This window comes from Croceicoccus naphthovorans (genome assembly GCF_001028705.1).
Classification (GTDB): Bacteria; Pseudomonadota; Alphaproteobacteria; order Sphingomonadales; family Sphingomonadaceae; genus Croceicoccus; species Croceicoccus naphthovorans.
The window spans coordinates 169,806-194,680 of record NZ_CP011771.1 but is presented as its reverse complement, the minus strand read 5'-3'; the positions used below and the strand labels follow the sequence as shown (position 1 = coordinate 194,680).

33 protein-coding genes and 2 pseudogenes are annotated in these 24,875 nt (G+C 63.8%); 10 read left to right on the top strand and 25 right to left on the bottom strand.

The window, feature by feature from the left end; all coding sequences use genetic code 11:
* From AB433_RS21460 to AB433_RS18595, 4 genes and pseudogenes are all read right to left on the bottom strand, one after another.
* A partial coding sequence (locus AB433_RS21460; RefSeq protein WP_245626759.1) for an AAA family ATPase occupies positions 1–662 on the bottom strand: 662 nt, incomplete at its 3' end.
* Entirely contained in the window at positions 617–1,765 is a 1,149-nt protein-coding gene (mobF, locus tag AB433_RS18605) for a MobF family relaxase (RefSeq protein ID WP_245626758.1), read from the bottom strand. The genes mobF and AB433_RS21460, both read right to left, overlap by 46 nt.
* 5 nt (positions 1,766–1,770) lie before the next feature.
* Positions 1,771–4,113 (bottom strand): annotated as a pseudogene (locus tag AB433_RS18600) (type IV secretion system DNA-binding domain-containing protein).
* Entirely contained in the window at positions 4,100–4,390 is a 291-nt protein-coding gene (locus AB433_RS18595) for a ribbon-helix-helix protein, CopG family (RefSeq protein ID WP_007015867.1), read from the bottom strand. Before AB433_RS18595 ends, AB433_RS18600 begins: the two are co-directional and overlap by 14 nt.
* 474 nt (positions 4,391–4,864) lie before the next feature.
* Between AB433_RS18595 and AB433_RS18590 the strand changes: the two genes are divergently transcribed.
* On the top strand, positions 4,865–5,092 hold the full coding sequence (locus AB433_RS18590; RefSeq protein ID WP_007015868.1) for a hypothetical protein: 228 nt from the start codon (positions 4,865–4,867) through the stop codon (positions 5,090–5,092).
* Positions 5,093–5,219: 127 nt separating this feature from the next.
* On the opposite strand, the gene AB433_RS18585 is transcribed toward AB433_RS18590, so the two are convergent.
* The 3 genes from AB433_RS18585 to AB433_RS18580 form a co-directional block, all read right to left on the bottom strand.
* Entirely contained in the window at positions 5,220–5,531 is a 312-nt protein-coding gene (locus AB433_RS18585; protein WP_007015869.1) for a hypothetical protein, read from the bottom strand.
* Positions 5,528–5,716: a hypothetical protein gene (locus tag AB433_RS21100; protein ID WP_007015870.1), complete on the bottom strand. Its 189-nt coding sequence runs from the start codon at positions 5,714–5,716 to the stop codon at positions 5,528–5,530. Before AB433_RS21100 ends, AB433_RS18585 begins: the two co-directional genes overlap by 4 nt.
* A 281-nt stretch (positions 5,717–5,997) precedes the next feature.
* Positions 5,998–7,053: a DUF2493 domain-containing protein gene (locus AB433_RS18580; protein WP_037486491.1), complete on the bottom strand. Its 1,056-nt coding sequence runs from the start codon at positions 7,051–7,053 to the stop codon at positions 5,998–6,000.
* 562 nt (positions 7,054–7,615) lie between these two features.
* Here AB433_RS18580 and AB433_RS18575 point away from each other — a divergent pair.
* Positions 7,616–7,897, top strand: coding sequence for a hypothetical protein (locus tag AB433_RS18575; protein ID WP_007015872.1), 282 nt, complete (start codon positions 7,616–7,618; stop codon positions 7,895–7,897).
* Between the two features lie 381 nt (positions 7,898–8,278).
* On the opposite strand, the gene AB433_RS18570 is transcribed toward AB433_RS18575, so the two are convergent.
* The 3 genes from AB433_RS18570 to AB433_RS18560 form a co-directional block, all read right to left on the bottom strand.
* Positions 8,279–9,520, bottom strand: a complete 1,242-nt coding sequence (locus tag AB433_RS18570) for a type II toxin-antitoxin system HipA family toxin (RefSeq protein WP_007015873.1) — start codon at positions 9,518–9,520, stop codon at positions 8,279–8,281.
* Positions 9,517–9,729 carry a type II toxin-antitoxin system Y4mF family antitoxin gene (locus AB433_RS18565; protein WP_007015874.1) on the bottom strand — a complete coding sequence of 71 codons (213 nt, stop codon included), beginning with the start codon at positions 9,727–9,729 and terminating at the stop codon, positions 9,517–9,519. The genes AB433_RS18570 and AB433_RS18565 overlap by 4 nt, the downstream gene beginning before the upstream one ends.
* Positions 9,730–10,066: 337 nt before the next feature.
* Positions 10,067–10,429: a hypothetical protein gene (locus AB433_RS18560; RefSeq protein ID WP_037486442.1), complete on the bottom strand. Its 363-nt coding sequence runs from the start codon at positions 10,427–10,429 to the stop codon at positions 10,067–10,069.
* Between the two features lie 75 nt (positions 10,430–10,504).
* Here AB433_RS18560 and AB433_RS18555 point away from each other — a divergent pair, with 75 nt between their 5' ends.
* Positions 10,505–10,804 carry a type II toxin-antitoxin system TacA family antitoxin gene (locus AB433_RS18555; protein ID WP_037486444.1) on the top strand — a complete coding sequence of 100 codons (300 nt, stop codon included), beginning with the start codon at positions 10,505–10,507 and terminating at the stop codon, positions 10,802–10,804.
* Positions 10,805–10,807: 3 nt separating this feature from the next.
* Positions 10,808–11,317, top strand: coding sequence for a GNAT family N-acetyltransferase (locus AB433_RS18550; protein WP_037486446.1), 510 nt, complete (start codon positions 10,808–10,810; stop codon positions 11,315–11,317).
* 65 nt (positions 11,318–11,382) lie between these two features.
* Here AB433_RS18550 and AB433_RS18545 read toward each other — a convergent pair whose 3' ends face one another.
* From AB433_RS18545 to AB433_RS18530, 4 genes are all read right to left on the bottom strand, one after another.
* Entirely contained in the window at positions 11,383–11,871 is a 489-nt protein-coding gene (locus tag AB433_RS18545; protein WP_037486447.1) for a Ros/MucR family transcriptional regulator, read from the bottom strand.
* A gap of 117 nt (positions 11,872–11,988) precedes the next feature.
* Positions 11,989–12,546 carry a hypothetical protein gene (locus AB433_RS18540; RefSeq protein WP_037486448.1) on the bottom strand — a complete coding sequence of 186 codons (558 nt, stop codon included), beginning with the start codon at positions 12,544–12,546 and terminating at the stop codon, positions 11,989–11,991.
* Between the two features lie 501 nt (positions 12,547–13,047).
* Complete coding sequence (locus AB433_RS18535) at positions 13,048–13,383, bottom strand: single-stranded DNA-binding protein (RefSeq protein ID WP_006949404.1); 336 nt, start codon at positions 13,381–13,383, stop codon at positions 13,048–13,050.
* A 477-nt stretch (positions 13,384–13,860) separates the two neighbouring features.
* Positions 13,861–14,205: a thermonuclease family protein gene (locus AB433_RS18530; protein WP_037486492.1), complete on the bottom strand. Its 345-nt coding sequence runs from the start codon at positions 14,203–14,205 to the stop codon at positions 13,861–13,863.
* Positions 14,206–14,518: 313 nt separating this feature from the next.
* Here AB433_RS18530 and AB433_RS18525 point away from each other — a divergent pair, with 313 nt between their 5' ends.
* The gene (locus tag AB433_RS18525) at positions 14,519–14,707 is read left to right on the top strand and encodes a hypothetical protein (RefSeq protein ID WP_150113442.1); all 189 of its coding nucleotides are present in this window, start codon (positions 14,519–14,521) and stop codon (positions 14,705–14,707) included.
* A 22-nt stretch (positions 14,708–14,729) separates the two neighbouring features.
* On the opposite strand, the pseudogene AB433_RS18520 reads toward AB433_RS18525, so the two are convergent.
* Positions 14,730–15,418, bottom strand: a pseudogene (locus AB433_RS18520) (pentapeptide repeat-containing protein).
* Between the two features lie 222 nt (positions 15,419–15,640).
* Between AB433_RS18520 and AB433_RS18515 the strand changes: the two are divergent.
* Positions 15,641–16,873 (top strand): DUF1173 domain-containing protein, encoded by a 1,233-nt coding sequence (locus tag AB433_RS18515; protein WP_037486452.1) that lies wholly within the window; start codon positions 15,641–15,643, stop codon positions 16,871–16,873.
* Positions 16,874–16,879: 6 nt separating this feature from the next.
* On the opposite strand, the gene AB433_RS18510 is transcribed toward AB433_RS18515, so the two are convergent.
* The 6 genes from AB433_RS18510 to AB433_RS18485 all read right to left on the bottom strand — a co-directional run bounded on the left by AB433_RS18510 (position 16,880) and on the right by AB433_RS18485 (position 19,981).
* Complete coding sequence (locus AB433_RS18510; RefSeq protein ID WP_037486454.1) at positions 16,880–17,383, bottom strand: hypothetical protein; 504 nt, start codon at positions 17,381–17,383, stop codon at positions 16,880–16,882.
* Positions 17,384–17,470: 87 nt separating this feature from the next.
* Complete coding sequence (locus AB433_RS18505; RefSeq protein WP_037486455.1) at positions 17,471–17,983, bottom strand: hypothetical protein; 513 nt, start codon at positions 17,981–17,983, stop codon at positions 17,471–17,473.
* Positions 17,984–18,028: 45 nt separating this feature from the next.
* Positions 18,029–18,520, bottom strand: coding sequence for a hypothetical protein (locus AB433_RS18500; RefSeq protein ID WP_037486456.1), 492 nt, complete (start codon positions 18,518–18,520; stop codon positions 18,029–18,031).
* Positions 18,517–18,858: a hypothetical protein gene (locus tag AB433_RS18495; RefSeq protein ID WP_037486457.1), complete on the bottom strand. Its 342-nt coding sequence runs from the start codon at positions 18,856–18,858 to the stop codon at positions 18,517–18,519. Before AB433_RS18495 ends, AB433_RS18500 begins: the two co-directional genes overlap by 4 nt.
* Entirely contained in the window at positions 18,845–19,309 is a 465-nt protein-coding gene (locus AB433_RS18490; protein WP_037486459.1) for a hypothetical protein, read from the bottom strand. The genes AB433_RS18495 and AB433_RS18490 overlap by 14 nt, the downstream gene beginning before the upstream one ends.
* 51 nt (positions 19,310–19,360) lie before the next feature.
* A complete protein-coding gene (locus AB433_RS18485; protein ID WP_037486460.1) occupies positions 19,361–19,981 on the bottom strand; it encodes an SOS response-associated peptidase in 621 nt (206 codons plus the stop codon).
* Between the two features lie 97 nt (positions 19,982–20,078).
* Between AB433_RS18485 and AB433_RS18480 the strand changes: the two genes are divergently transcribed.
* The gene (locus tag AB433_RS18480) at positions 20,079–20,270 is read left to right on the top strand and encodes a DUF6771 family protein (protein ID WP_037486461.1); all 192 of its coding nucleotides are present in this window, start codon (positions 20,079–20,081) and stop codon (positions 20,268–20,270) included.
* 11 nt (positions 20,271–20,281) lie between these two features.
* On the opposite strand, the gene AB433_RS18475 is transcribed toward AB433_RS18480, so the two are convergent.
* From AB433_RS18475 to AB433_RS18460, 4 genes are all read right to left on the bottom strand, one after another.
* Positions 20,282–20,638: a hypothetical protein gene (locus tag AB433_RS18475; protein ID WP_037486464.1), complete on the bottom strand. Its 357-nt coding sequence runs from the start codon at positions 20,636–20,638 to the stop codon at positions 20,282–20,284.
* 163 nt (positions 20,639–20,801) lie between these two features.
* On the bottom strand, positions 20,802–21,335 hold the full coding sequence (locus AB433_RS18470; RefSeq protein ID WP_037486466.1) for a DUF736 domain-containing protein: 534 nt from the start codon (positions 21,333–21,335) through the stop codon (positions 20,802–20,804).
* A gap of 267 nt (positions 21,336–21,602) precedes the next feature.
* Complete coding sequence (locus tag AB433_RS18465) at positions 21,603–22,514, bottom strand: ImmA/IrrE family metallo-endopeptidase (protein WP_037486469.1); 912 nt, start codon at positions 22,512–22,514, stop codon at positions 21,603–21,605.
* A complete protein-coding gene (locus tag AB433_RS18460) occupies positions 22,511–22,834 on the bottom strand; it encodes a helix-turn-helix domain-containing protein (protein ID WP_037486471.1) in 324 nt (107 codons plus the stop codon). Before AB433_RS18460 ends, AB433_RS18465 begins: the two co-directional genes overlap by 4 nt.
* A 128-nt stretch (positions 22,835–22,962) precedes the next feature.
* Between AB433_RS18460 and AB433_RS18455 the strand changes: the two genes are divergently transcribed.
* Genes AB433_RS18455 through AB433_RS18445 form a run of 3 tightly spaced genes read left to right on the top strand, consistent with a single transcriptional unit; the run spans position 22,963 to position 24,846 of the window.
* Positions 22,963–23,247: a multiubiquitin domain-containing protein gene (locus AB433_RS18455; RefSeq protein ID WP_037486472.1), complete on the top strand. Its 285-nt coding sequence runs from the start codon at positions 22,963–22,965 to the stop codon at positions 23,245–23,247.
* Positions 23,222–24,415 (top strand): ThiF family adenylyltransferase, encoded by a 1,194-nt coding sequence (locus tag AB433_RS18450; RefSeq protein ID WP_037486473.1) that lies wholly within the window; start codon positions 23,222–23,224, stop codon positions 24,413–24,415. Before AB433_RS18455 ends, AB433_RS18450 begins: the two co-directional genes overlap by 26 nt.
* On the top strand, positions 24,412–24,846 hold the full coding sequence (locus AB433_RS18445; RefSeq protein WP_037486475.1) for a ubiquitination-like system serine protease family protein: 435 nt from the start codon (positions 24,412–24,414) through the stop codon (positions 24,844–24,846). The genes AB433_RS18450 and AB433_RS18445 overlap by 4 nt, the downstream gene beginning before the upstream one ends.
* The last annotated feature ends 29 nt before the right edge of the window (positions 24,847–24,875 follow it).

Sequence of the window (24,875 nt, the reverse complement as noted above, 5' to 3'; positions counted from 1 at the left end):
CTCGTCGGTGACAACGACGGTGTCCCTGAGCTCAGCCTTCGCCGCCTCGAACCGCTCGCCTTCCCCGCGCGCTGCGGCCGAGCCATAAGTGCTGACGAACGCGCGATGGTATAGGCCTCGATCCCGGCCGCCTGCATCTCGTCGACCGACATCGCCTGACTGCCGCCGCCGCGCAGGTCAGCAACCATCTTGTTCTGGAAGGCAAGGCCAACGAGGCGCACGCCGTCTTCGGCCAGCACCTTCGCTACCGCGCCAAGCAGGGTCGACTTGCCCGCGCCAGCCACGCCCTGGATGTTGAGAAACCGGTCCTCGCCCGACAGGACCGCGACGCCTGCCGACAGCTGCCCGGCATTGAGTTGCCAGTCCTCGGCCCCTGCGCGTTCGCGTCCCAGTTCGCGCGCGGCCTGCTGCAAGCGTTCGACCGCCACGTCGGGCGCCATGAACGCGCGGCCATTTCCGGCACCGGCATCGATGCGGTCGAGAATCTGCTGCTCGCGCGCCAGCGCCTCGGGTGTTGTCACGAGATCAAAATGCCCGTCGAGACGGTCGGACTTTCCGGGAATGAGCTGACCGCTCTCGATCAGCTGCCCGATACGCTCGATCACCGCCTCGCCTTCTAGCCCCCTGATCTGGAAGCCCAGCGCAGCGCGAAAGGATCGCATGCGGACTGAACGCCGCCTCGCGTTCGGAGAGATGCCGGATCGCCGAAGCGGTCGCATGCTGCGCCCTTGATCGTCTCTGCCGAAAGGAACAGCGCCGCGGGTCCGGATGCGGCGAGATCGCTAGGCAGTCTTAGAGCAGCCGATATGCGTGTCGTGACTTCGGCAAAGGCCTGGCTTGCAGTCTCGCGCATGGTGGGGCGAGCCTGCGTTGCAGCGCGTTCCTGCGCTTCGGCAACCAGCGCCTTGCCATCGAACCCCAGTTCCGCCGCACGCGCCTGCCAGCCTTCGACCAGCGCTTGTCGGTCGGCGACATCGGAGCTTGGGATCGCGGGTGTAAAAGCGTGATCTGTTTCTTGGTGGCGAGCCTCGTGGCGCCGGTCTCCGCGATCTTCGCCTCGATCTCGGCAGTGCGCGTGGAAAGGCCTTGATGACCTCTTTGGGCACCCCTTGATCTCGAAGGCCCCATGCTTGCCAGACGCCTCGGTCTCGTATCCCAGCCTCTGCAACCGGGCGCGAAACGCGGCGTGGTAGAACTGCCCGATGGTGTGTTGTTCTTCCAGATCTCGCCGTTCCACAGCGCCTTCCAGTTGCCCTTCAGATCGCGCGTCAGCGTTGGCGACGACGGCGTGGACATGGCCTTGCGGATCGAGCGCGCGGCTCGTGTCGTGAGCGAACAGGGCATAGACGAGATTGCCGGTCTTTTCGGGTTCGCCATTGCGGTTGCGCTCGTAGTTGCGCGCTTCGGCAAGGCGCTTTTCGACAAGCTGGCTCATGGTCGATTTGACTGCGACAAGATGTGCATCGAGGATGCGCTTGTCGCCAGTTACCAGCGCCAGGATCGATGCGGACTTGGGCATCGAAAAGGTGAGATCGAGACCCAGCCTGCGCCCCTCGACCTGCCCCACCATCTCGCCACTGGGCAGCTTGCCGCCGAGCACCGCTTCGAACGCATCCCGACCCACGTCGCCTTCCAGCCCAAGCAGCCGCGCACCTTCGCCGCCCCAGACCCCGGCTTCCGCGTTCTCTTCAGCCGTGTAGTAATTGTCGTTCGCGAAATAGTCGGCTGCGCCGCCTGCGGACCGAACCGGTGCGATCGAATGCATCGCCGTTACATCCCGATGCCGTCATCGGCATCGAGTCCGGGCAATTGGGCTTCGCCTGGACCGGCTGCGGTGCGCTCGATTCCGCGTTCGGGTTCGAGCGCTTCGGAGAGCTCGCGCGTCGTTTGCGAGACTTGCTTGCCCTTGCCAACTGCCTTCGCGTTCACGTGAGGGCGAGAGGCAGTTTCATCGGCGCGCTGCATGGCAGACGGTTCGGCTTCGGGCATACCCGGACGATAGCTCATCGCGCGCGACAGGCTGCTGGCGACAGGTGGATTGTCGCCACTGTCCTGGCTCCCTAGCTGGGCCGGTTCGTCTTCGTCCGCGGATGCCTCAAGAGCAGACTCCCGGTCGTCGTCCGGCTCCATCTCCGGCTCGGGCGCGGGCGCATCGCGGGTCTCGCGCCCGCCTGTATCCGGATCGCCCTGATCCTCCTCGTCAGCCTCTTCAGCAAATTCGATCGGCTCGACATTCTCGCGCAGGACATAGCCTTCGGCGACACTCGGGTAGTCCTTCCAGGAAAGCCTGATCCGCGCGGCATCGAAGCCTTCGGGAAAGACCAGAAAGCCGCGCAACGACGGAAGCTTCATGATGTCGTCGGGCAGCACCAGGGGCTGGACTTCGCTTCGCGGGGTGATCGTCGCGGCATCGCGAATGTTCGAATAGCCGTAGCTGTATGCCTCATCCATCATGCGCACTTCGCGGTGGCCGATGAAATCCGAACAATGCTCGGCGGTATCGCGATCGGCGGCGGCAAGGATGAGCTTGGTGCGCGCGAGCGAAGCCAGGTTCTGCGCGCCTTCCTTGCCATAGGTTTCGGCAAGCTTGGCGAAGCTGTGGATGCCCAGCACGAAGGCTCCGCCGAACCCGCGCGCGGTCTGCAGCCCGTCCTCGATGGCTGGCAGGCGGTGGAGCGCGTGAACCTCGTCGAAGAAGAACCAGGTGCGCAAGTCGCGCGTGCGCGGCAGGCGCATCAGCGTGTGTACCGCAAGGTTCATCCAGAGCGAGAGCAGCGCGCGATTGAGCACCAGTTCATTGTGCGATGAGGTGATGAACAGGATCGATCCGGGCTGATCTGAGGCGCGGATCCAGTCGCAAATCGAGAAGGGCTCCTTCCCCTCGGGAAGGAAGCGCAGCGCCTGCGCATTGGTGTTGAATACCGCCCGGATCGATTCGGCCATCTTGGCTGCTTCGGGCGCGGTCAGCGGGTCGGCGACGGTATTCTCGAGCAGCTTGTGGACCTCCTTGAGGTCGGCCATCATCAGCCGGCTTGCCAGTGCCTGGTTGGTCGCCTTGCCGAGCTTGATCAGGCGCATGCAGGTCTCGACAAAGAGCGTGCGCGCCGCCAGCATCCAGAAGGGTTCGGCCCCGCCGCCATCGGCGGGCAGGAGGGCCGCGGCAATGCCGGTAAAGTCTGCATGGTTCTTCGCTTCGGCAAACACCGACCAGGACGGGCAGCGCTCGTCCATGGGATTGAGAATCGTGTCCGTCTCGGGGTTGTAGAAGGCCTCGACATAGGCGCCGGTGAGATCGAAGACGACGGCCCGGTCGCGGCGTTTGCGCATCTGCGCGATCAGCGCGCGCATCTGCGTCGTCTTGCCGGTTCCGGTCGATCCGATCATCATCGTGTGCGCCTGTTCGGTGCGCCAGGGGAAGGGCACACCGGCGAGCGAATAGGCATGATGGATGCCTGCTGCCTTGCGCGTCGCCAACGGCATCGCCAGCACCTCGTCCATGGTCCTTCCCGGCAAGCGTTCGGCGACTTCCTAGGCGAGTGCGGCGCGGTTGTGATCGGTGATGACGGATGCAAGATCGGCAGCATCGACAAGCATGGCGCCGCGCTGGTGACGCTCTTCGAGGATCGACTTTCCGCGCCGCCGGGAGAAGTCGACGAACCAGATCGAAAGCGGCACGGCGACGAAAAGCGAGATGAACAACGAACCCCGTATCGCGCGCATCATCCGCTCCCAGGCAACAGCGACATCGGGGTGCGAAGCAACCATGCCGATGGGGGCGGGAACGACCTCTCCCGATGGCAGGGTGAGGTTGATCACCTTGGCATCGGAGAACTCCATGAACTGCCATCCGGCGGCATAGATGCGCATGCCGATCATCTGCACTTCTTGGCTCTCAAGCCGCAGCGCCAGGACCACCGAAAGCACGCCGAGGAAGGTGAAGAACCAGACCAGAAACGGAAGCCGTGCCGACGCGAACCACATCAGGAATTCATGGGTGATGAGCTGCGAGCCGCGGGTGAAGTCGCCGGCATTGCGCGGCATGTTGCCGCGCGCCGAATGATGCTGCAGCTTGCCCGGGCGGCGGCGGTCGGACCAGGTGTCAGGCCGCGCCACAAAGCGCCTCCATCCGGGCCTCGGCTTCGGCGAGAAGTTCGCCGTGCACATCGGTATATTGGCGCTGGATAATGAGGTCGAGCGCGAGGAAGAGATACTCGAGCGAGAATTGCCGCCGCCGGTCGAGTTCGGAAGCGCCCGCGACGCCATCGAGAAAATGTTCAAGCGCGATTCGCACGAGATTGGAGCGGGAGGTCTTTTGCGCTTCGGCAGCGGCCTTGGCCGCTTCGGCAATCGGCTGCGGCAACCGCACCGAAATCAGAACCGTATCTGTCATCGCCAACCCCTTCGAAAAGGGCCTGGCGGGAATTGCGCGAGGGAGAATTTAGGCTATCGCAAAGAGGGTGGCAAGCGAAAGGTCGCAGGCAGCGGGGCGTATCACATCGTATTACGCCCGAAATGGCGTAGTTCTGCCGCTTCAGAAGCTCCTGGCCAGCATGTAATATACCCGAATACAAGAAGCATTGCGCGTAAACATACTGCTTTTGGCCATTCTTAAAACTGCACCGCAGTGTACGGTCTGCAACTCTTCCCCTCAATCCGATGCCATGTGTCTGGTGGGTGGTTTCTGGTCTTTGATGCGCATAGAGTCGAGCCTTGACCGCTTGTCCTGGAGCCAAGAAACGCCGCTGATTACAGGACGGGCAGCACAATTTATTTGCAGGGCCGATGGCACAGGGCTTGCCACTAACAGCGCTGCTTGGAATCCTCGCGCACGGGAGGTTTCAGCGCCAACCCACGAGGTATCATCATGGCCAGGAAAGGAAGTCTTGAAGCGGAACGACAGGCGATCGCAAAGGAGCGGAGTGCACTGGAAGCGCGCGAAGCGAAGCTGCGGGAAAGCGAGCAGGTTGCCATGGCCGAACTGTTGAGGAAGTCAGCACTCGGCAAGGCTCCGTTTGAGAGGGTTGAAGCATTCTTCGCCGCTCTTGGAAAGCTCGGCCTGGACGAAGCGGAGAAGCGCCTGCGGGCAAGCTGAAACCGGTCTCGGCAGAGACCAGCGCAGCCGGGGCTCGATGCCTCGGCTGCGCTTTATCTGGACACGCAAAAAAGGGGGCCGGAGAGCCCCTTGTCGGTGCCCTCCGGCGCTGCGGCGGATGATCATTTCAGAACGGGCAATCCGCGTCCCAGTCTGGATCCATCACCACGCTCATGAAGCTTGCGGCGCGGGCGATGTTCGCTTCGTCGAAGTCGTCGGCCATCATGCCCGGGACGGAATGGACGATCCGGTCGATCAGGTCCTGGGGCAGGGCGTTGTAGTCGCCTTCGTCGATGGCGCTGAAGGAACCGTCGTCGTTCTCGATCACGTGGCTGTCGAAGAAGCTGTGCTGGGCGCGGATAGTCGCGGCGCGGACCGCGGCGTCATAGCTGATGGGGTCAAAAGCCGGGATGTCGAGGGACTTGGTAAGTGCGTTCATGTGAGCCTCCTGTCAAAGGAATTGAAGAGGTCTCCTTCGGGATGGCCGAGCTTGGCCCGGGTCAGGAACGGGCCGCCCGCGGCCCGCCGCGCGAGCGGGGGTGGGGGAGCCGATTTTTTCGCCTTCTTCAGGCGCAAAAATTGGGGGAACCGCCCTTCTTGACGCGGGCCAATGGCGGCCATCATGCTTGGAAGTCTGCGAGAGTGTTTAACCCTGTTAGGCAGCACCCCGGTGGTCCACGCGCGGGCAGCGCCTGCCCGGTCGATGCGAAGCCTTCGCGGCGTTCCTGGTTGCCGCATCGCCAGTAACGATGCTTCGGCGCCAGCAGGCCGTCAGGCCGTTACTGTCGGGGCAAGAAGCGAGCGAGCCGGGCCATCAAGGTGTGCGTCCCGATCGACAAAAAAGAAGGGCATCCAGCGGTGAGGCTGGACACCCTTCTGGTTGATGCAATCGGAGCAGGCCCCGCTCAGAACGGCGGGAGTTCATCGCCATTGACGGTGCCACATGCCGTGCGCTTCATTGCAGGCCGCTCAGCTTGCGTTGCCGCTTTGGCCCGCGCCGCCGGAGCCTCGTTCTGGACCGAAGAATCGCGCACGATGTGCAAGGGAACGCGGGCTTCACGCAGCCGGTCGGCAAGGTTCGCCTGGATGCCGCCGCCGCTGCACACCACCGCCTCGACAGGCTTGAAGGCGAGCATGCGGGCGTTGCGCTGATAGGGCGCCGAAGGTCCCCGCGAGGTATCGGGCCTGCACAGGATAACCGGCACATTGTGGCGCGATGCCCAGGCTGCCGCGATCACGTCCGCGCCCTTGTTCTGGGCGGTCGTTGCCAGCGCCATTGACGGGACCCGGGCATGGATCGCATCGAGATAGTCTTCAACGAGGGCAATGTCGGTGAACTGCTGTCCGCCCGAAAACACCACGACGGGGCCGGTGGGTGCAAACTGTTCGCGCCGCTGCGCCTTCTGTGCCGCGAGATAGTCGCGCGCTTCGATCATCGAGGCATTGGTCTTGGACGAGACCCGCGAGCCCCGCACCGGCGAGAAGGGCCGACCGGTTTCGACTAGGTAAATCCGTGCGGCATGGTCACGCATGCACTCCATCGCATCGCGGCATTCGGCAAGGCTGCGGGCCTGCATGGTCAGGTCCTCAAGGTCGGTCGCATAGACCTCGCTCGGATCGTATTCGCGCAGCTTCTCCTGAAGCCGGTTCGCCATCGCATCCTCGCGGTCATCGAGGCGCTTGGCGACGACATGGAAGCTGTTGGCCACGCCCCAGGCGACTTCGCTTGCGAAGTCTTCCATCCGGGTGTCACGGAACAGGTCGAAGACCGTTGCCAACATCATCTCGATCGCCGCTTGCGCCACCTCGGGGTCGGGCATTTCGACAGCGCTCGGCTCATGCTCGATCGAGAGCTTGGCCATCTCGGTCTGCTCCATGAATGCCCGGGCGTAGTCGGGCGTGGCGATTTCGCGCGCATAGTGTTCGGCAAGGTCGGCGAAGTTCGAGAAACGGTCCGTCATGATAACCTCCAAAAGGAATTTTCTCTCATCACGCTGATGAAAGATGCCCATCGGAAGGACGCCGGAGTCAGGCAGTCAGGGACGGCGGCGCGCACGCGCTGCTGCCGCGTGTCGCGGGCGTGGGGGAGCCGATTTTTGCTCGCAAGGCGCTAGCCGCAGCAAGCCAAAATCGGGGGGCACCCGCGATCCTTGACGGCCGCCAATCTCCCAGGCGTCATGCTATGGCGATGCTGATTTCGCTCAGCCACCGAAATGAGAGAGAGATTACGGTTTTGCCCCCGAACCCCCATGTGGGTGTTCGGGGTTAACCGCAAAACTCAGCCCTTGCCTAGCCGCAGCCTCGGTTGCGGCCCACCTGCAAATGACGGACCCCTTGCCGGAGCAAGTCAGTCGGCGCGTGGCCCGGTGCATCGCACGGGCGCGGGACGGCGACGGAGCCGGAGGCAAGAGTGCCGGCGGCCCAAAGCGAAAAGCACCGCACCCGCAGGAGCGCGGCTGCAGGTCGCGCGGGACCGAGTGCGTCCAACTTGACCGGGCCGCTCAACCTTGTCGAAGCAGGGCCATGGAATTCGACGACCAGATGCGGCGCTTTTTCGGAACCGATGATCTCGGTGCGGTTTCGCCCGAAGGGCTTGCCAGCGGGATCGAGCGCATGCGGGTCGAGTTTGGGCTTGAGACCGACAAGGGACGCAGGTTCGCCATGTGGTCGCTGCTCTACATGCTGGGTTCGGCGCCGAATCTCGATGTGGCGTTCAAGGACCCGCAAGACGGCGACGCGGCGCGCACGTTTATGGACCTGCTCGATCAGGCAAATGCCGGCGAGGCAGATGATCGCACGCCGTAAAGATTAGGATTGAGGCCGCTTTACCCTGCAGTTGATTGGTTCTCGCGTTTTGCAGGGTAACGGAACACTGGATTCGGCGCGGCGCGGTACGAGCAGGTTCGCCACCTTTCCGCAGATTCTTATGTTACAAAACCTATATCTATGAACGATCTAGTGATGGTTTTGAAGCAGTCGGAGGACCGTTTCCGTTAGGAATAAGGGGTGATATTTCTAACAAGAGTGCGCGGTCCTGAAGGACCGGAAAACGTCCGGCAGCTTCAGCGCGGACGGGCAGGTTAAATCGCGAAAACTCGGATGAAACGGCTATTAGATCTCGTTTTCTCGGTAAATCGGCCCCTTAAAGCACAATTTCTCGGAGCGGGCTTCCGAGTCGCGCCAATATCACAACTTCCCACCGAGCAGCCCGGCGCGCTCACGGACAAGCGCGATGACAGGGACGAATCCATCTGCCGCCCAAGTAGGGCCAGTAAATTCGTTGTCCAGGCCGGCAATGACAGCCTCACACAATTGCCTGATCCGGGTCCGCACGAACGGGGCGCCAAGCCCGCAATCGACAGCGAACTTGTCCCAATGACGCGGCTCGAGTTCGTTGAGGAGGTGCTTCCCGCCAATCTTCATCGCGAGCTTCGGCGAGAGTTCCGGGTAAAGCGTGGTCGAAAGCAGATCGTAGAGCGGTGCAAGCTCGATCGCGCCGTCCTTGTGCAGGAGGCTAAAATTCTTGGCGTGGGCATCAGCATTGCCGATGATCAGGTTGAAGATTGCCGCATCGAGCAGCCGCAGGATGTCGCGTGGCGGACGGGTTGCTGCCCGGCGCAGCAGCGCGAAGCAATCAGGAAAATTCGGCCCGCCTTCGCTCGCATATTTGCGGTGTGACGGCACGCCAAGCGCCTGCGCGAAGTCTTCCTGATGCAGGCGGACCAGTTCGCCTGACGGACCGATGGTCCGATCATAGCGACTGATCAGCAGAAATGAACGATCGCCAACCGTACGCATTTCGACCGGTGCAACGTCAAGGCCGATGGCGCGGGCGAGCGACATGCAGAAGTATTCGTTCTCGGTCGTCCAGGGGAAACGCGTGATCGGTGGTTTGAGGATATGACTGGTCGGCTGCCCGGGTGCTGGCAGGGCAACCTGCCTGTCGATCAGAAGCACCGGAAGTTTCGATTGTGCCCCGGCCAATGACAGCCGCAACCCATCCTCGCCCGCCAGCATTGGACGCATCGGCAAATGATCGAGCAACTGGATCAGACGATCATCATCGAGAGGTTTGGGCGCTGCGGCGCTATGGGGAGTGGGGGCTTCGCCTTCAGGAAGGAGCGTCAAAGCGCCTGCCACTTCACCGCCGAGATGCTCGAGCAGCCGGAATTCATTGTCGGCGGAGACACCAAGTGCGCGGGCGATGGCAGTACGCTGGCTTTCCTCGGGCAGAATGCCGCCAAAGAAAGGCTGGCATTCCCGACGATGGAATGGCTCGACCTGCTTGGGTAGCGAGAATGAAAGCGCAGGAGCGCGAAGCTCTGTCAGCCAGCCTGGATCATAGGCAAACTGGGTTTCGCCGAAGGGGTCGAGATAGAGGGCGCCGACCACACGGCCGTCCCACCAGACGGTGAGCCTGCTGCTCATGACCGGCTCGCAGGCGGGGCGATCTGGACTTCGCAGCCGAGCGTCGTGATGACCTGAAGCACCTTGCCGAGTTGCAGCGTCGGCTTGCCAGCTTCGAGATCGACAATAAACCGCACGCCAACGCCGCTCACTGCCGCAAGCTCTGCCTGCTTCAGGTTCTGTGCCTTGCGTTCGCGGCGCACAAGGAGGCCAAGTGAATTGCTGTCCATATTACCGAACGGGAAGTTATGCTCGATTGTGGCCGATTTCAAGGCATCTATTCCCGCTCGGGAATAACATCGTGGTGCCTGGCGTCAGCTCATGCACAAATTCCCGAACGGGAATGTCAAAGCGGTGCGATATGAGGCGGTGCGCCGCAAGTTATCCCATAATCTGACCGTGCCCCGGATTTATGGGATAAGTGGGTCGTTGTAGCTCCGGGTGACATCTCTAAATTGCAGAGATCGCTCGGGATGATAATGTGAATTATGTTAAATCAAATCAAATGGTTACGGGTTTTGTCAGTGGCTGGCAGGGTGCGATCGCACGAAGCACATGACCCCAGAATCACGCATAGCCGCCATCTTTCAGCCGATCGAGATAGGCGTGAACCTTGTTGCTCCGTCCCTGATGCACGAGTTCTTCAGGCGTGGCATCACCGAAGGATGGCAGCGATTGCGACCGGTACCAAGCAAAGGCCGTTGGCGCGCTGCCCGCCCAAGGAATGATCCGGTCGATGATCCGGCACATTTCGTGCAACCGCGTCTGCGTTGCCACGCTTCCGATGCGCGCAGCTTTGGTAAGCGCATTAGGCGAGAGCCCGGCGGCAATGGCCAGCTCGGATTTTGCGGTCCTGAGCGCCGCAGCCAGACGCCTCGCGGAAACACCGTGCTGGTCGGATACCTCCCTCAAGAATGCCGAATTGCTCATGGATCTGTCCGACCGCATTTTAGCCTGTATTGCATTTTGCAATACACCGTGTATGGTGCCTTGTGGAGATAGAATATGGCCAAGTCCCTTGAACGCAAGGATCACCCGGTATCGATGCGTCTGCCCGATGCCGACATTGCCCTGATCGATCGTGCGGCAAGCGCGCGCGGGCGCTCGCGAACCGATTTCGTGCGAGAAGCAGCTGTGCGTGCTGCCGAGGATGTCCTGATGGACCAGAGGCTCGTGCGGATGAGCGGCGAAGGGTTTGCCGAATTCATCGCGCTGCTGGAACAACCCGCCGAGGCGGTTCCATCGCTCGTCGATGTGCTCAGGCGACCGGCGCCTTGGGACATGCCCTCGGACGATCGGCACTGATAATTGGGCCTGTCGCCGCCGGAACTGTTGAACGCAGCTCATGAAGTCGATGACTTCGACTGCGGCAAGCCATCGCTCAATCACTGGCTCAAGGCGCGCGCCCTCGCAAACCAGGAGCGCGGGTTTACCGCGGTGTTGGTCGTGCATGAGGCGATGCGGGTGGTCGGCTACTACGGGCTGGCTCCGACATCGGTGATCCCCGGCATTCTGCCGCGTTCCATCCGGACGGGGCAGCCGCCCGATCCAGTGCCTTGCCTGCTGCTCGGTCAACTCGCGACCGACCTGGCGTGGGCGGGACAGGGCATCGGCTCGGGATTGCTGCGCCACGCACTGGGACGGTGTCTGGAAGCTGCCCGCCTTGTTGGCGGTCGTGCAGTGATCGTCAATGCCATCGACGACGAGGCAGCGGCCTTCTGGCTAGGCAAGGGCTTCCTGCCTTCGCGCGACGATCCACTCGTGCTGTTCCAGTCGATCGGCGCCATTGCTGCTTCCCTGGCAGCAGCAGAACGTTGAGCCTGGGAGTCACGGCAAGACCGAGGCCACAGACGTGATTTTCGGCCATGGGCCCCAGCGCGGCCCTAGCCGAAGGCGACGCCGAGCTTCTTGCGTTTTGCCGGGGCCGCAGCGGCCTTGGACTGAGCCTTGGGCGCTGCATTTGCGTCAGCCTTCGGGCTCTGGCCGGGCTTGCGGCCAAGGCCGATCCTGACCGCGAGTTCCTTGCGCTTGGCGGCATAGTCGGGCGCGACCATCGGATAGTCGGCGGGCAGGCTCCAGCGTGTCCGGTACTCGGCGGGCGTCAGGTTGTGCTCGGTGCCGAGATGGCGCTTGAGCATCTTCATTTTCTCGCCGCACTCGAGGCAGGTGACGGCGTCGTGCTTGACCGACGACCGCACCGAGACGGCGGGCTTCAGCTCTTCCGCGGCCGGTTCCGGCGCCTGTCCAAGCGCGGCAAGCGAAGCGTAGACCGCCTGAATCAGGCCCGGCAGGTCTGTGGCTGCCACCGAATTGTTGCTGACATGGGCAGAGACGATGTCGGCAACATGATCCAGCAATGCTTCGTTTTCCATGCGGGCAAGACCTTTCCAATCCACGGATCAGGGGTTCCTATGCGATAGTTCGCCACCACGCCATAGGAGCATCGCCGGGGTGCGCCAGGCCTGACCAGATGCTCGAAGTGCGAAGGTTCAGGCCGCGAATAGTTCGCCCTGGAAATTGGCAGGACCCGGGCCGTGTCGCCGCAGCGGCGCGGGTTTGCGCAGCAGCGCAAGGACGCCCGGCTTGATCACATAGACCGCGTGGCGCCCGCCGCCGCGGTTCTTGTGGTTGGTGGCGTAGCCCGCATAGTGCCGGGTCATCAGCCCGGCGCGCACGAGATCGGAGATTGCGCGGCTGACATTGGCTCGGCCGACGGCCTGGACCTGCTCCTCGACCGCCGCGGCGATGCGCACCGCATCACGAGCAGCGTCACCGGTCAGTTCGTCCTTCAGCGCAGCGGCCACGCGCGCGCGCAGCGCCGCCCGCCGTGCGGGCTGTTCGCTCATCGGCAAGAGCTGGGAGCAGAGCCATTCGCGCAGAAGCACCGGCACACCGCCTAGCGCCACGAAAGGTCCGGCTTGCCCTCGCCCGTCGGCAATCTCAGCGACCAGCTGGAGGACAAGAAACGCGTAGCGGGGGCGGTTCGAGGCTTCGACCAGGACCGCGTAGATCCCACCGACGCCAGTGATTTCTTGGGCTCGTTCCATCGATCAGTATTGAGCACAAAAGGTGAATCCTGTGAATCCCCTTTGTGCCCCGCGCTGACGTTTGTCGCCCGTGACACTTCGCCCGGAGGCGCCATCTGGCTTGCGCTGCCACGTGCGCTGCCTTCTATCCGCCACCGCATTGGAGATCGTGCAGGCATGATCGATGAACCCGCCCTCCGCAGGCCCCATGCGGGCGATGCAACATGACACTCTGCCCGAGGGCAAAGTGTCACACATGCCATGCCCGGAGGGGCACATGCGCAGACCCGGCAGGCAAAAAAATGGGGCCAGCGAGAGCCGGCCCCTTGGAAAGTTTTGGGAGAGGATGCCTGAAAGGCACCCCCCATATGGGTCGGCACCCTCCATGCTGCAAGTGCGAAATAGACGCCGCGCGTTGCCTTTTTCGCAACCGGTGTTTCGCCCGTCGCAGCGACTACATGAGTGATGGGGGGCTGGCCTTGGCCCAGTGGGAGGCGGCAGCGCCGCCTCCCGGGCTCGGTGTCAGAGGAAGAGAACTTCCTCGGCGACGATCTCGACCGCGTAGCGTTCGACGCCCTCGCGGTCGGTCCACTTCGAGTAGTGGAGGCGGCCCTGCACCTCGACCAGGTCGCCCTTCTTCTTGTGCTTGGCGACCGAGGTGCCGAGGCCGTTGAAAGCGGTGACGCGGTGGAATTCGGCGAGGGTCTCGGTGTAGCCGGCCTCGTTCTTGACCGTCTTGCCGTCGACCAGCTTGGGGCGATCGGTGACGAGGGTGAACGAAGTGATCGCGGTTTCACCGGCGTGGCGGGTTTCGGGAGCGGCGGCGATGCGACCGATCAGGATGACGAGGTTCTTCATGGGGTATCTCCGTGGCTTGAACTCGGCGGAACCGCCCGCCGATGAACACCACAGGCAGGGCCAAAGGCCCGGGCCCGCACCGAACTCATGTGAGGGAAACCCAAAAGCGAGGAGTGGTGCGGCAAGCCTGAAGGGCTTCACGGTCCGCTGCTTTTGGGTTGCGGCCAGGGACTGGCCCTGCAGGGTTCATCGGCAAACGAAGGGCGGTTTCGTCAGGTCAGGCCCGGCGGATCCCGCAAAGGTCAGACCCGTGAGCCTCGGCCATTTCGACAGGGCCTGCTCCTACCCGCCAGCGCCCGCGGCAGCGGGCATTGCCTTCCTCGGCCGCCGCTCCATGCCGGTCAGAGGCGCGTGGGGTCACACGAGGCTGCGCCTAGCCCCTCCCCGTCCATCGCCATGCGCCACGGCAAGGCCTTGGTCAGATGCGCAAGCTGGCGCCCGCAGGCGGGCAAGGCTCGCCACTTTCGATATGGACCCTCAGCGCCAGGGCCTCGCGAGGCCTTGCGCGACCAGATAGTCGCCGGCGTCCACGCCGTTCACCGAGACCGTGGCGAGCGTCCGCCCATAGGGGTCGGTGCCAAGCCGCGTGATCATGACCCGTCCGTGCGACAGCAGCCGCGTCAGGGCAACCCGCGAGGCTTCGCCTGCGGCAAAGTCACACCAGGCGTAGGACCGCCTCCGGTCCTGGCACTTGGGACTATCGGGCAACTCGGGTGCATCGATATTGGCGATGCGGACCCGCTCGCGGCCGCAGCGGATCGTGTCGCCGTCGTGAACCGAAGGCGACATGCAAAGGGCGGCGGCAGCAAGAATAATCGGCATGGGCTGGAACCTAGCGCCCTCGCCCGCCCGCGCCAACCAGCCTTGCCGCATCTACCCACTGGCCCCGATCGTGACCCGAAGGGCCGGCATCCATGCCGGCGAGCTTGGGTGGGCGGCGGTGCGACAGCACCGACGCGCGCCCTAGCGAGTAGAGCGGGTTGCCCCCAGCCCGCGCGGGGCGCGGGCGCCGGGGTGCCTCTTTCCCCTCTCCACCTCGCCACATCCCGGCAAAACCGGTATGAATGCGCTCCAACGCGACCTGTCCGGCCCCGCTGCCGTAGGCAGAGCCGCCGAAGGGAAAGGTTCCCGGCCCATGACTGACCCCCAGATGATGCCAAGCGCCCTGCAGGTGGCGCACGCGGTGGCGCAGGTGCTGCGCACGAAGCTTGCCGTGTTCGATGCTGAAGAGATCGTGCTCACGCGCGAGGAAGCCGCGCTGTGCCTCGGCCTTGCCGAAGGCGTAAGCGAACTCCTGGACCAGGACGAGCGCGCCGCGGACTGAGGCAAACGGTCCCGCCGTGCGGCTATCGGACGTTGAGCCCAAGTTCGCCGAGCAATTGCCCGGCCTGCTCGCGCGAAATCGTCGCCCCGCGAACAGCCCGGCATCGACGAGGCGCAGCCCGCCGAGGTCAGCGCCGCGCAGGTCAGAGCCCTCGAAGCGCGATCCCGCTACCATCGCCTCGCGCAGCGAGCAGTCCTCGAACACGGTCATGCGGAAATCGCCCTTGCGCAGATCGGCACCGGATAGATCGACCCGGCGCAGGCTTTCCTTGCGAAACGAAAAGCCAGGCAGCTTTGCCGAGACCAGCAGCACTTCCTCGAAGTGGATGTGCATGGCGCGCGCCTCGGTGAAATCGGCGCCGGTGAGCTTGGAGCCGGTGAACCGGGTCGAGGTCAGGCTCGCGCGGCGCATCGCGCAATTGTTCCAGTCGCCGCCGATGAACTCGGCCTCGCTGAGGTTCGCGCCCGAAAAATTGGCAAATGGTCCACGGCAGCCTTGCCAGACCGTACCTTCCAGCTTTGCTCCTGCAAGATCGCTGCGCCGCAGGTTGCAGCGTTCGAAGCGCCAGCGGGTGAGGTCGAGCCCGGAGAGGTCGGCCTCCTCGAGGTCGCAGTCGACGAGTGTGCGGGGCACCTTGCCGATCAGGCGCTCGATGTCGCTGCGCACCAGCGTGGCGCCTGCGATGGGCTGCGAAGCGAAGAGGTCATCCATCACAGGACCGGTAGCGCGGCATATGCCGCCACGCCAGTAAACCGCGGGCGGCCTCCACGGTTGCACGGCGACAGGCTCAATTCGTCCGCTCGGCGGGCTTGCCGCACCGGCGAGGCCAGCATAGACTGAGTCCAGCGCGCCCATCCGGGGCCGCGTCAGACGAAGGAGATGCGCGAGAGGTCGAACGGGCAGCGTCGATCGCGAGAAATTGGAGATATCCCAATGGTCCAGCGATACCGTGTGCTCGGCCGCAGCGTGGCCGAAGGCGATGAACTTCAGCAGCTGCTTGCCAAAGCCTACGCGCAAAAGACCCAGGTCCTGTGCGAATGCCGCAAGGGAACCGAACTCCCCCTCTACATCTCGCACCGCCAGAATGGCTACGTGCTCGCGCGCTGGCCATGCTCGGGCGCGCGCCATGCGACGGCCTGCGATCACTACGAGGCGCCCGATTACCTCACCGGCATGGGTCAGGTCCGCGGGAGCGCCGTACTCGACGATGAGGCAAGCGGTGAGACCAGCCTCAAGCTCGGTTTCCCGCTCTCGCGCGGCGCCGCCCGGCTCGCGCCTGCGGCGCTGACGAACGACAAGCCGACGGTGAAATCGTCGGGTCAGAAGCTCTCGATGCGCGGGCTGCTGCATGTCCTGTGGGACCGGGCGGAGCTCACCCACTGGCACCCAAAGATGGCGGGCAAGCGGACATGGTTCGTGGTGCGCCGCGCGCTGCTCGAGGCGGCGGCAAGTTGCCGGGCCAAGCAGGAAGCCCTGCCCCACGTGCTGTTCGTGCCCGAGAGCTTCAAGATCGAGGAAAAAGAGGAGATCCGGGCGCGCCGCCGCGCGGCGCTTGCCCGGGTCTATGCCTCGCGCGATGAAATGATGGTCGTGGTGGGCGAGATCAAGGAGATCATTCCCGCGCACGGCGCGGAAAGAATTGTCCTGCGCCATGTCGGCGACATGCCCTTCGTGATGGATCAGGACATGGCGCGGCGGTTCCACAAGCGGTTCGCGGGCGAACTCGCGCTATGGCAGGCGCAGGATGGCCCGAGAGGCAAAAGCGGCCATCTGGTTCTCGCCGGCTCGTTCGCGCGGCGCCGCGAAGGCACATTCGACCTCATCGAGGTCGCGCTGATGCCGGTAACGGGAGAATGGCTGCCTTATGAGACCAGCGACGAGCGCTACCTTGTCGGCAAGGCGGTCGCGGAGAAGCGGCGGTTCGTGAAGGGCCTGCGCGTCAATCTCGACACCGACACGCCGATCGCCAGCCTGGTGCTGAAGGACACCGGCGAGGAAGCCAGCGCCATCCACATCCACGACCGCGACAACGAGGTGGCGGAGCCTCTGGAAGCACTGCTCGCCGGGCAAGGCGTCGCGCACCTGCTGTGGAAGGAAGGCGAGCCGCTCCCGGCCCGCGTCAGCCGGCCACCGCGGCGCAGCTGGGACGCGCAGCAGGCCGCCTGAGCGGGCTCAGCCGTCCGATCGGGGCAGCGGTTTGGTCGGCAGCAGGTCGAGACGCCGGGGCGTGTCACCGACTGCCCGCAAGGCCTCGAGCCGCGTCGCGACCTCGCCCTCGTGCTGGGTGATCTCGATGCGATTGAGGCCGACGATGGTCCAGACCGCGAGTTCGGGCCGATCGGTCACGTGGACCGAGTAGGCGATGGGCAGCTTGTCGGGGTAGAGCCAGAGCAGCAGCACCGGCAGCGCGGCGAGGTTCGGTTTGCCGCCTGACGCAGCGAGCGTCATCACGCCACGCTCGCGGTCGTAACGGCAGGTGATCCCGAGCGGCTGCGGGTGCCCGGCAAGGCCGAGGATCGTCTCGCGTGGGCGAGCGCCGAAGACCGCGTCGAGTTCGGCCGGGGGCTCGGCCTCAGCATCGTCGGACGTCTCGGCGAGGAACAGCTCCACCGCGGCAAAGCGCGCGGCTTCCTCGCGGGTGCAGGCAAGTTCGAGGGTGAGCGTGATCGAGGACATGGCTGGGACTTTCGTGTTGCCGCGCGCCGACGCGTCCCGATGCCAAGGCAAGGGCTAGAACGGCGGACAGGCGCGGAATTGAACGGGTCAGAGGACGAGGTGGCGCTCGACGTGCGAGCGCTCGCGCGGCCTCTGGAGGTTGAAGACGGGGACGCCGTGGCTGGCGGCAATGCGCAGCGCCTGGCCGGTGCCGCCTGAGGCCTCGCCGTCGGCGGTCCAGCACAGCACGAATTCCGCAGGGCTATCGAGCGAGCAGCCCAGCACCTGGAACACGTTTCTGATGTGGAGCGCCTGGACGAAAGCCGAGAGCCTGGGAAATGTGGGATGATGCGCGGCGGCGATGGTACGCGCCCTGCCCCACAGCTCGTCGCCGAGCGTATCGGGATGGAACTCGCTTGCCGATCCGCGCCAGCCCGCCGCCGGCAGGAAGATCTGCGCATCGCGGCCGGCCCCGCGTTCGAACGCACTGTCGGCGCCGATCGCGTGGCCCGAGCGCAGGACATAACCGCGCTTGGTGAGCGCGAAGGCCGCGCGGGTCATCAGGCTGAGGACTTCGGGCGGCGTCGCGCGCGCGCCGATCCCGGCATAGAAGCGAGGCATGGGCTTGAACTCCTCAAAGGAACGCCCAGCTCCAGCCCCCTCCCCTTACCCGGTATCGACGGCAGCGACCGTGGCAGGACCGTAGGCGGCGAGCAGGTTGCGGTGGAGCACCGCGTTCTCAGCGGGGAAGAAGCTGCCGTCGGCGTTCGCCCGGGTGATCTGGAGCGCGGCGGCGACCACGTCGCGGAATGGGCGCATCACCGCACGCCAGCCCTCGTAGGTCACCGGCTGCGGAAATCCCGCCGCGATCCAGGTGGCGGGCTCCACAAGGTTGTCGAGCCAGGCCAGTGCGTCTTCGGGCAAGGGCAGGTCCGCCGATACCAGCCACAAGGTCCGGTATGTCCCGAAATCATGGGCATTGGCGACAAGGGCGAAGCCGAGCGGCAGGGGCGGCTCGCCGTTGAGGGCGATGATCGCAGCCTTGTAGGCGAGCAGTTCGAGCGTGTTGGCCTCGGCAAAGTCCGCGCATTGCCCAAGCTGCGCGCAGGGCTCATCGGCCGGACCAGCCCCGAGTTCGAGGATGCGGTGCCGGCTCATCGCGCGGCCTCCTCTGGGCCATCCGGATACCAGGCGAGTTCCACCGCGTCCGGATGGGCGGCATCGAAGGCCGCGATGCGCGCATGGGTAATGAGGCCCGCGCGATCCCTCAGCCCGACGTAGCCGCCGTAGAAACGGCCGCCCGCGTGGGCGAACTGGGCGTGGATGTCTTCGCTCACCGCCTCAGTGACGAAAAAGCCCGGCACTCCGGTGATGTGGGCTGGCGGCAGGACGCCGAGCATTTCGTGGAAGAAGGCTTCGGTCACCCGCGAGAGCGGAAAGCTGGCGAGCACTGCCTCACGCGAGGGGGCCAAAAGGGCGGCATCAGTCGCAGTCATCGCTCGACCCTCCAGTGATCACGAAGGCTGGGATGGTCACCTCGGCGCGGGCAATCTCGCGCTTGAGATCGCGCAGCCGGGTGAAGCTGTTGATCCATGACGGGGGGAAGAGGACGTACTCGTCTTCGCTCGCCGTGTAGTCGCGCATCGGGCCTTGCCCATCGAACAGGACGATTTCGGGGAGGTAGGCGCCGAGGCAGCCACCCGACCAGCGGCGGAACGGCAGGCCATGCTCGGCGCAGAAGGCGTCGATCTCGGGGATCTGCCCGCCATTGAGCTCGGTGCCGTAAAGCTCGAGCGGCTCGCCGTCCGAGAGCGCCGCGGGATCGAAGGGTTCGCCGTCCCATTCGGTGCGCAGGTCATAGTCGGCCGCGTGCGCGGCAAAAGTTTCGAGATGTTCGCGCGGCAGTGCGCCGCCGATGGTGATGTGGACGGGGGCTCGGTCGCCCATGGCCGGGTCCTTTCGCTTGGGTCTGATCCGACCGGCGAAGCCCCCCTCCCCTCAGCCTGACGTCGCCGCGGACCTCCCTGCCCCCCAGCGCGCGGCTGTACGGTCGATGGCGAGTTCATCGGGACAGGTCTGGCATAGCGCGAAGGCTTCGGCGGGCGTGCCCGCGAGCCACTGCTCCCAGCTTTCTCGTGCGAGGACGACGGGCATGCGGTCGTGTACGTCGGCCATCTGCGGGCAGCCATCTACCATCACCATCGAATAGGCCGCGCCCCACTCCTCGGTCGGGCGCCACAGCCCGGCGACTGCAAAGACCTCCTCGCCCGCCAGCGAGTACCAGGTCCGGGTCATCTGGCCCTTGAGGCCCTCGGCCTCGGCCCAGGCGGTGACGGGGATCAGGCAGCGCCGTCGCTCGAAGCTTGGGCGCCAGAATGCAGTGCCGAGCTTGTCCTCGCGCGCGTTGTTGACGGGCTTGGGCTTCAGCGGCTGACCGTGCTTGCCTTTCAAAGCGAGCGGGAAGCCCCAGGTCATCACCCGCGCCTCGTCCTCGGCGACGACGAGGCCGGGGTAGCCCGGGTAAACCTCGGCGGCGAAGTTCGCGCCTGCGCTGTTGCGCGCGCCGAACAGACGGGCGATTTCCGCTGGGGCCTTGGTCATGCGGTACAAGTTGCACATGGGCTGATGCTCGGCGGACCGCCTTGCCCTGTCAATCGGGACGCGCGGCGGCACCAACCACCTTGCAAATATGTTCTCTCTATGTTCTTTTGATGGCATGGAACGAATCGATACGTCTGCTGTCGCCCATGCGATCCTGGACGCCCCGGGCTGGGCGCGGGTCGGGATCACGGCCCCGAGCTCCTGCCTGCGCGAGGATGCCGCGCTCGAACTCGCGCGCGTTATCGCTGATGCGGTCGACGCGCCGGCGAGTGTGCCGTCACCTGAGCAGTCGACCCTGCCGCTCTGAAGTGCGCCTGCTCAGCCCGCCGGGCGGGCCAGCAGCGTCTCGATCTGTGGGTCGAGCGGAAATCCGAAACGCCGGGCGATCTCGGCAGCGTGTTCGAAGTCGGCCGCGCTGACGCGGAGCGTGCGGGCGAGATCCGCGAGCGTCTCGCCCTCGCGCGGCGCGGACAGGGCATGGAGATGCCCATGCGCCTTTGTCACCGCGAACGGCCAGGTCATGGCGACGCCAATCACGTCTTCGGCGAGCACGACCAGCGTGTCGCCGGTGCGGATGGCCTCGTCGCACTGGACCGCGTCATAGGCATTGCCGGTGCTGGCAAAGGCGTGATGGCGCCGAGTGGTGAAGGCGAAGCGTTCACTGTCGGTCAGCATTATGGTTCTCCGGTTGTCCCCATGCAAATGAAGAGGCGGAACGCCGGGCGGGGGGCAGTGCCGGCGTTCCGCCTCAGGCCGCGCGGGGGGCTCATCCGCGGCCTTTGCTCGGGTTGCGGGGACCCGCTCGGGGTTCCCGTCGGTTGGAGTTGGTACAAGCCGATCAGGCGTCGACGAGCGGCGGCAGCGCGCCATCGTGTTCGGCGCCGTCCTTGGCACCCACCCGGCCGCGCTTGGCAGGCGGGGTCGCGGTGCTCTCGCCCAGGCCATCGTCGTTGCGCCCGGCGCCAGCCTGTTCCGCGCTGCGATCGCCGCCGGCGTCGTCAGCCGGGAACATGTCGCTCTCGCCGTATTCGGCCGAACCGAGCTGGGTGCTCCGGCGACGCGGACGCTGCCAGGCGATCGCCATGGTGCCATCCTCGCGCGGGAAAGCGGCGATGTAGAGCGGCTGCGCCATCGACGGATCGTCGATCTTGCCCTGGTAGAAGCTCTCGCCAGTCGAGTTCGAGGAGAGTTCGAAGAGCGCGCCGACGATCACCCAGCGGCGCTGGTCGTTGAGCGCGACAATCTCGTAGCGGGGCGCGCGGGGGTTGCTGGAGGTCACCGGCCGCAGGCCGATGGTGCGGGTGATGGTGAGCGTTTCGACAGAGCCGATCAGCTGGCCGTTGGCGTTCTTGCGGATTTCACCGATGTTCATGGACTGTCTCCTGGTAGGATCGATTGCGACCGAACCCCTTGTTCGATCACTCTCTTCCCACCCCCCCTTCCCTCCCGGCCGTCAGGCCGAAGCGGCGGGCTTTGCCCGTAGGCACGTTCAGGACCGCCAAAGCGGTGTTTTCAGAGACATACCAATGCGAATGCCTTGGACGTTCAACTTTTAGGGGATTTTCGGATTTGGGAGCGGGCCCATAGCAAGCTGCCTTTCCCGTCCCTTATATAGTGAGCAGCTGCAGAAGACTTCTGTTCAGTTCCCGCCTGTCAGGCGGCGTGTCATCGCATCGAAGGAGTCCTCTTCAACCTCCGCCTGGTCAAAGCGGCTTGTGCGGATCACCCGCTCAAGATGCAGCAGCGAGATGGTGAAGTCGTACTGATCGGAGGCCAAGGCGATTTCCTCGCAGGGCTCGGCGAACCAGACGTCGCTTTCGTGCGGAATCTGTCCGCGGCTTTTCTCCAGAAGGTCCGATTGTGCCGCGAGCGACCGCGCGGGTACCGCAATGGGAGGCCGTCCCACCGTCTTGAAATAGGCCCCGGTGCGCAGGGCCGTCGGGCTTGATCTAGCCCATAGGATAAAGCCGTCACGCGACACGACCATGACGGACCGACGCTCGGTATATTGCAGCCAGCGTAGCGTGGCCGCGACCAGCGAAACGCCGTAACGCTCGGCGCAGCAGCCAAGGTCATCCAGCGTCGGTTTGGCCTTGGCCTCGATCTGACGACGAAAATCGTCAAGCGGCATCAACAAGCTTGCGGCGAACTCGTTGGCCTGTGCTTCGATCTGCCGGTATTCGCTGTCCCATCGCATCATGTCCTGCTGACCGCACTCGAGTCCGTCGGGAAAGCGCAGGCGGTGCAGGAGGTAGTGTCCGAACTCGTGCGCAATGGTGAAATTGATCCGGCCCGGTGACGCGATCGCCTTATTGTAGATGATCCCCCAGCCCTTCTTGCCAGGGGGTGCCTTGTAGAGCGCCCCGTCAAATGTCGGCAGATTATCGCCTGCAACTAACGATACCGGGTCATCGGGAAAGCGATGGCGTGAATATTCCTTCGCCAACTCGGGCACCTGCACCGGGAATCTTTCCGCCGCAGCACCGTGGACGTTGTTCAGCAACAGTGTCAACGTGTTCGCCCAGCGTTGCGGCGAAAAGGTCTCCGTCATGCATCGTCGCCCCACAGTTTAACCATCCGCCTGATCTTTTCTTTGGTCGAGGAATCCATCTTGCGGTACTGGCGGTAAAACTGTGCATCGACAGCTTCCTCCGCACTGACACCTTCGCCCTCATCGAGCAGAAACTCGATGGTGGTTTCGAGTTTTTCGGCGATTCTGGCCAGCTTCTCGGCCGAAGGCCGTGGTGGGTTCTTGTTTTCTAGCTCCCAGATGTAGCTCTTGCTGGAATCAGTCAGTTCGGCAAGCTTATCGAGGGTATAGCCCTTATCTTTCCGTAGCTTGCGAATTTTCTCTCCAAGGGTGTTCTGCAAACGACATCTCCTGCTCCTTGTTCGGTGTAGGCGCATTTTATGCCCTTGACTACCGAATCGCAACGTGAGAGTTTGTTCGGAGTAGAGGTATTTTTCCCGCCTCTAATCAAAGCCCGGAGTTTGCGAAGATGGATACCAACAAGAATGACAATCCCGGCAACGGGCAGGGTGGGCACGGCGCGACCACGATCATTGTCAACACCCGTGAGAAGGAGGTTCAGGGCAAGGAAGTCACCTATGACCAGATCGTTGCCCTTGCGTTCGAAAATCCGCCGACCGGAGAGAACATTGAGATCACCATCGCCTACCGCGACGGCCCCGGTCAAAACAAGGAAGGCACGCTCCAGCCCGATGGAACGGTGCACATCAAGAAGGACATGATTTTCGATGTCACTGCCACTGACAAGTCGTAATCCCGACCTCGCCCGCATTGTGCAGGACGGCTACGAGCTGGCCGTCCTGCACAACCATTTGGTAATTTCGGGCGTGCCCTATGTGAACTGCAAGGGCGAGGTTCGCCTCGGCACGCTGGTCTCGGACATGAGCAATATCTCTGGGGATGTCACAGTCTCGCCCATCGAAGCCGGAAAACACGTTGCCATGTGGGCGGGCGAATATCCGTGCGATAGCGCTGGCAGTCCTTTGGAGCATATGCGGCACACCAGCGGTGATCAAACACTGGGGCCTGGCCTCACCGTCAACCACTCCTTTTCGAAGAAGCCTAGCGAGGGTTACCGCGACTATCACCACAAGTTGACCACCTACGTGGCGATGATCGAGCGTCATGCACAAGACCTGGATCCGAATGTGTCGGCGCGAACGCATCGCTTCGTCGAGAGCGAAGATCCGCACTCGCCGTTTCACTATCCCGACACCGCTTCGGGGCGGGTGGGCATCACCAACGTGATGCGCAAACTGGAACTGGCGCGCGTCGGCATTTTCGGCGTCGGCGGCACCGGCTCCTATGTCCTCGATCTTGTGGCTAAGACACCTGTGCGGCAAATTGCCATCTTCGACGGCGATACGTTCCTGCAGCATAACGCCTTTCGCGCGCCAGGCGCGCCCTCAGGAGACGAACTTCGCGAATTGCCCAAGAAGGTTGACTACCTCGCAGGAATCTATTCCAGAATGCACCGAGGCATTGAGCCGCATGACTTCGCCATCGCCGCCGATACGATTGACCGGATTGGCGCTCTTGATTTCGCCTTCATCTGCATGGACCCTGGCACGCCTAAGCGTCTGCTCGTGGAATATCTCGAGCAGAATGGCGTTCCGTTCGTCGATGTCGGTATGGGCATCGAACTGATCGACGAGGGTCTGACGGGCCTTGTCCGTGTCACCACAAGTACGCCTGCCAAGCGCGAACATGTGCGCGATAACCGTCGGATTTCCTTCAAGGACGGAGGCAAGGACAATATCTACGCCAAGAACATCCAGATTGCCGATCTGAACGCGCTGAATGCCGCGCTCGCCGTCATCAGGTGGAAGAAGTACTTTGGCTTCTATATCGATCTTGGGCATGAACATCACGCCAACTTCGCGCTGAACGGCAATGTCATCATCAACGAGGACAAAACATGAGCCGTGCCACCTATGCGCATAAATTCGTCAAGGCGTTTCCCGATAATCTGGAGGAAGGAATCCTCTACGTATCGATGGAGTTCGGCACGGCGGCACACCGTTGTTTCTGTGGCTGCGGGAGCGAGGTCTACACGCGGTTCTCGCCGCGCGACTGGTCGATGAAGTTTAACGGGGAGTCCGTCTCGGTCAGCCCATCCATCGGCAATTGGAGCTTCCCCTGCCAATCGCATTACATCCTTGATGGCGGGCGCGTACGTTGGGCGGACAAGTGGTCGCGTGAACGGGTCGAACTTGGCCGTCGCGTCGATCGCGACCGCAAGGAGCGGCATTACAATAGTGCGCCACAAGCGCCATTATCGCCCCAGACAATCGAACCGGCTTCTCGACCTGGAATCATCGCTCGCCTCGTACGCTGGCTTGCCGCCAAGTAGTGCCGCGGCCAACGGTCTGGTTTTAGGGA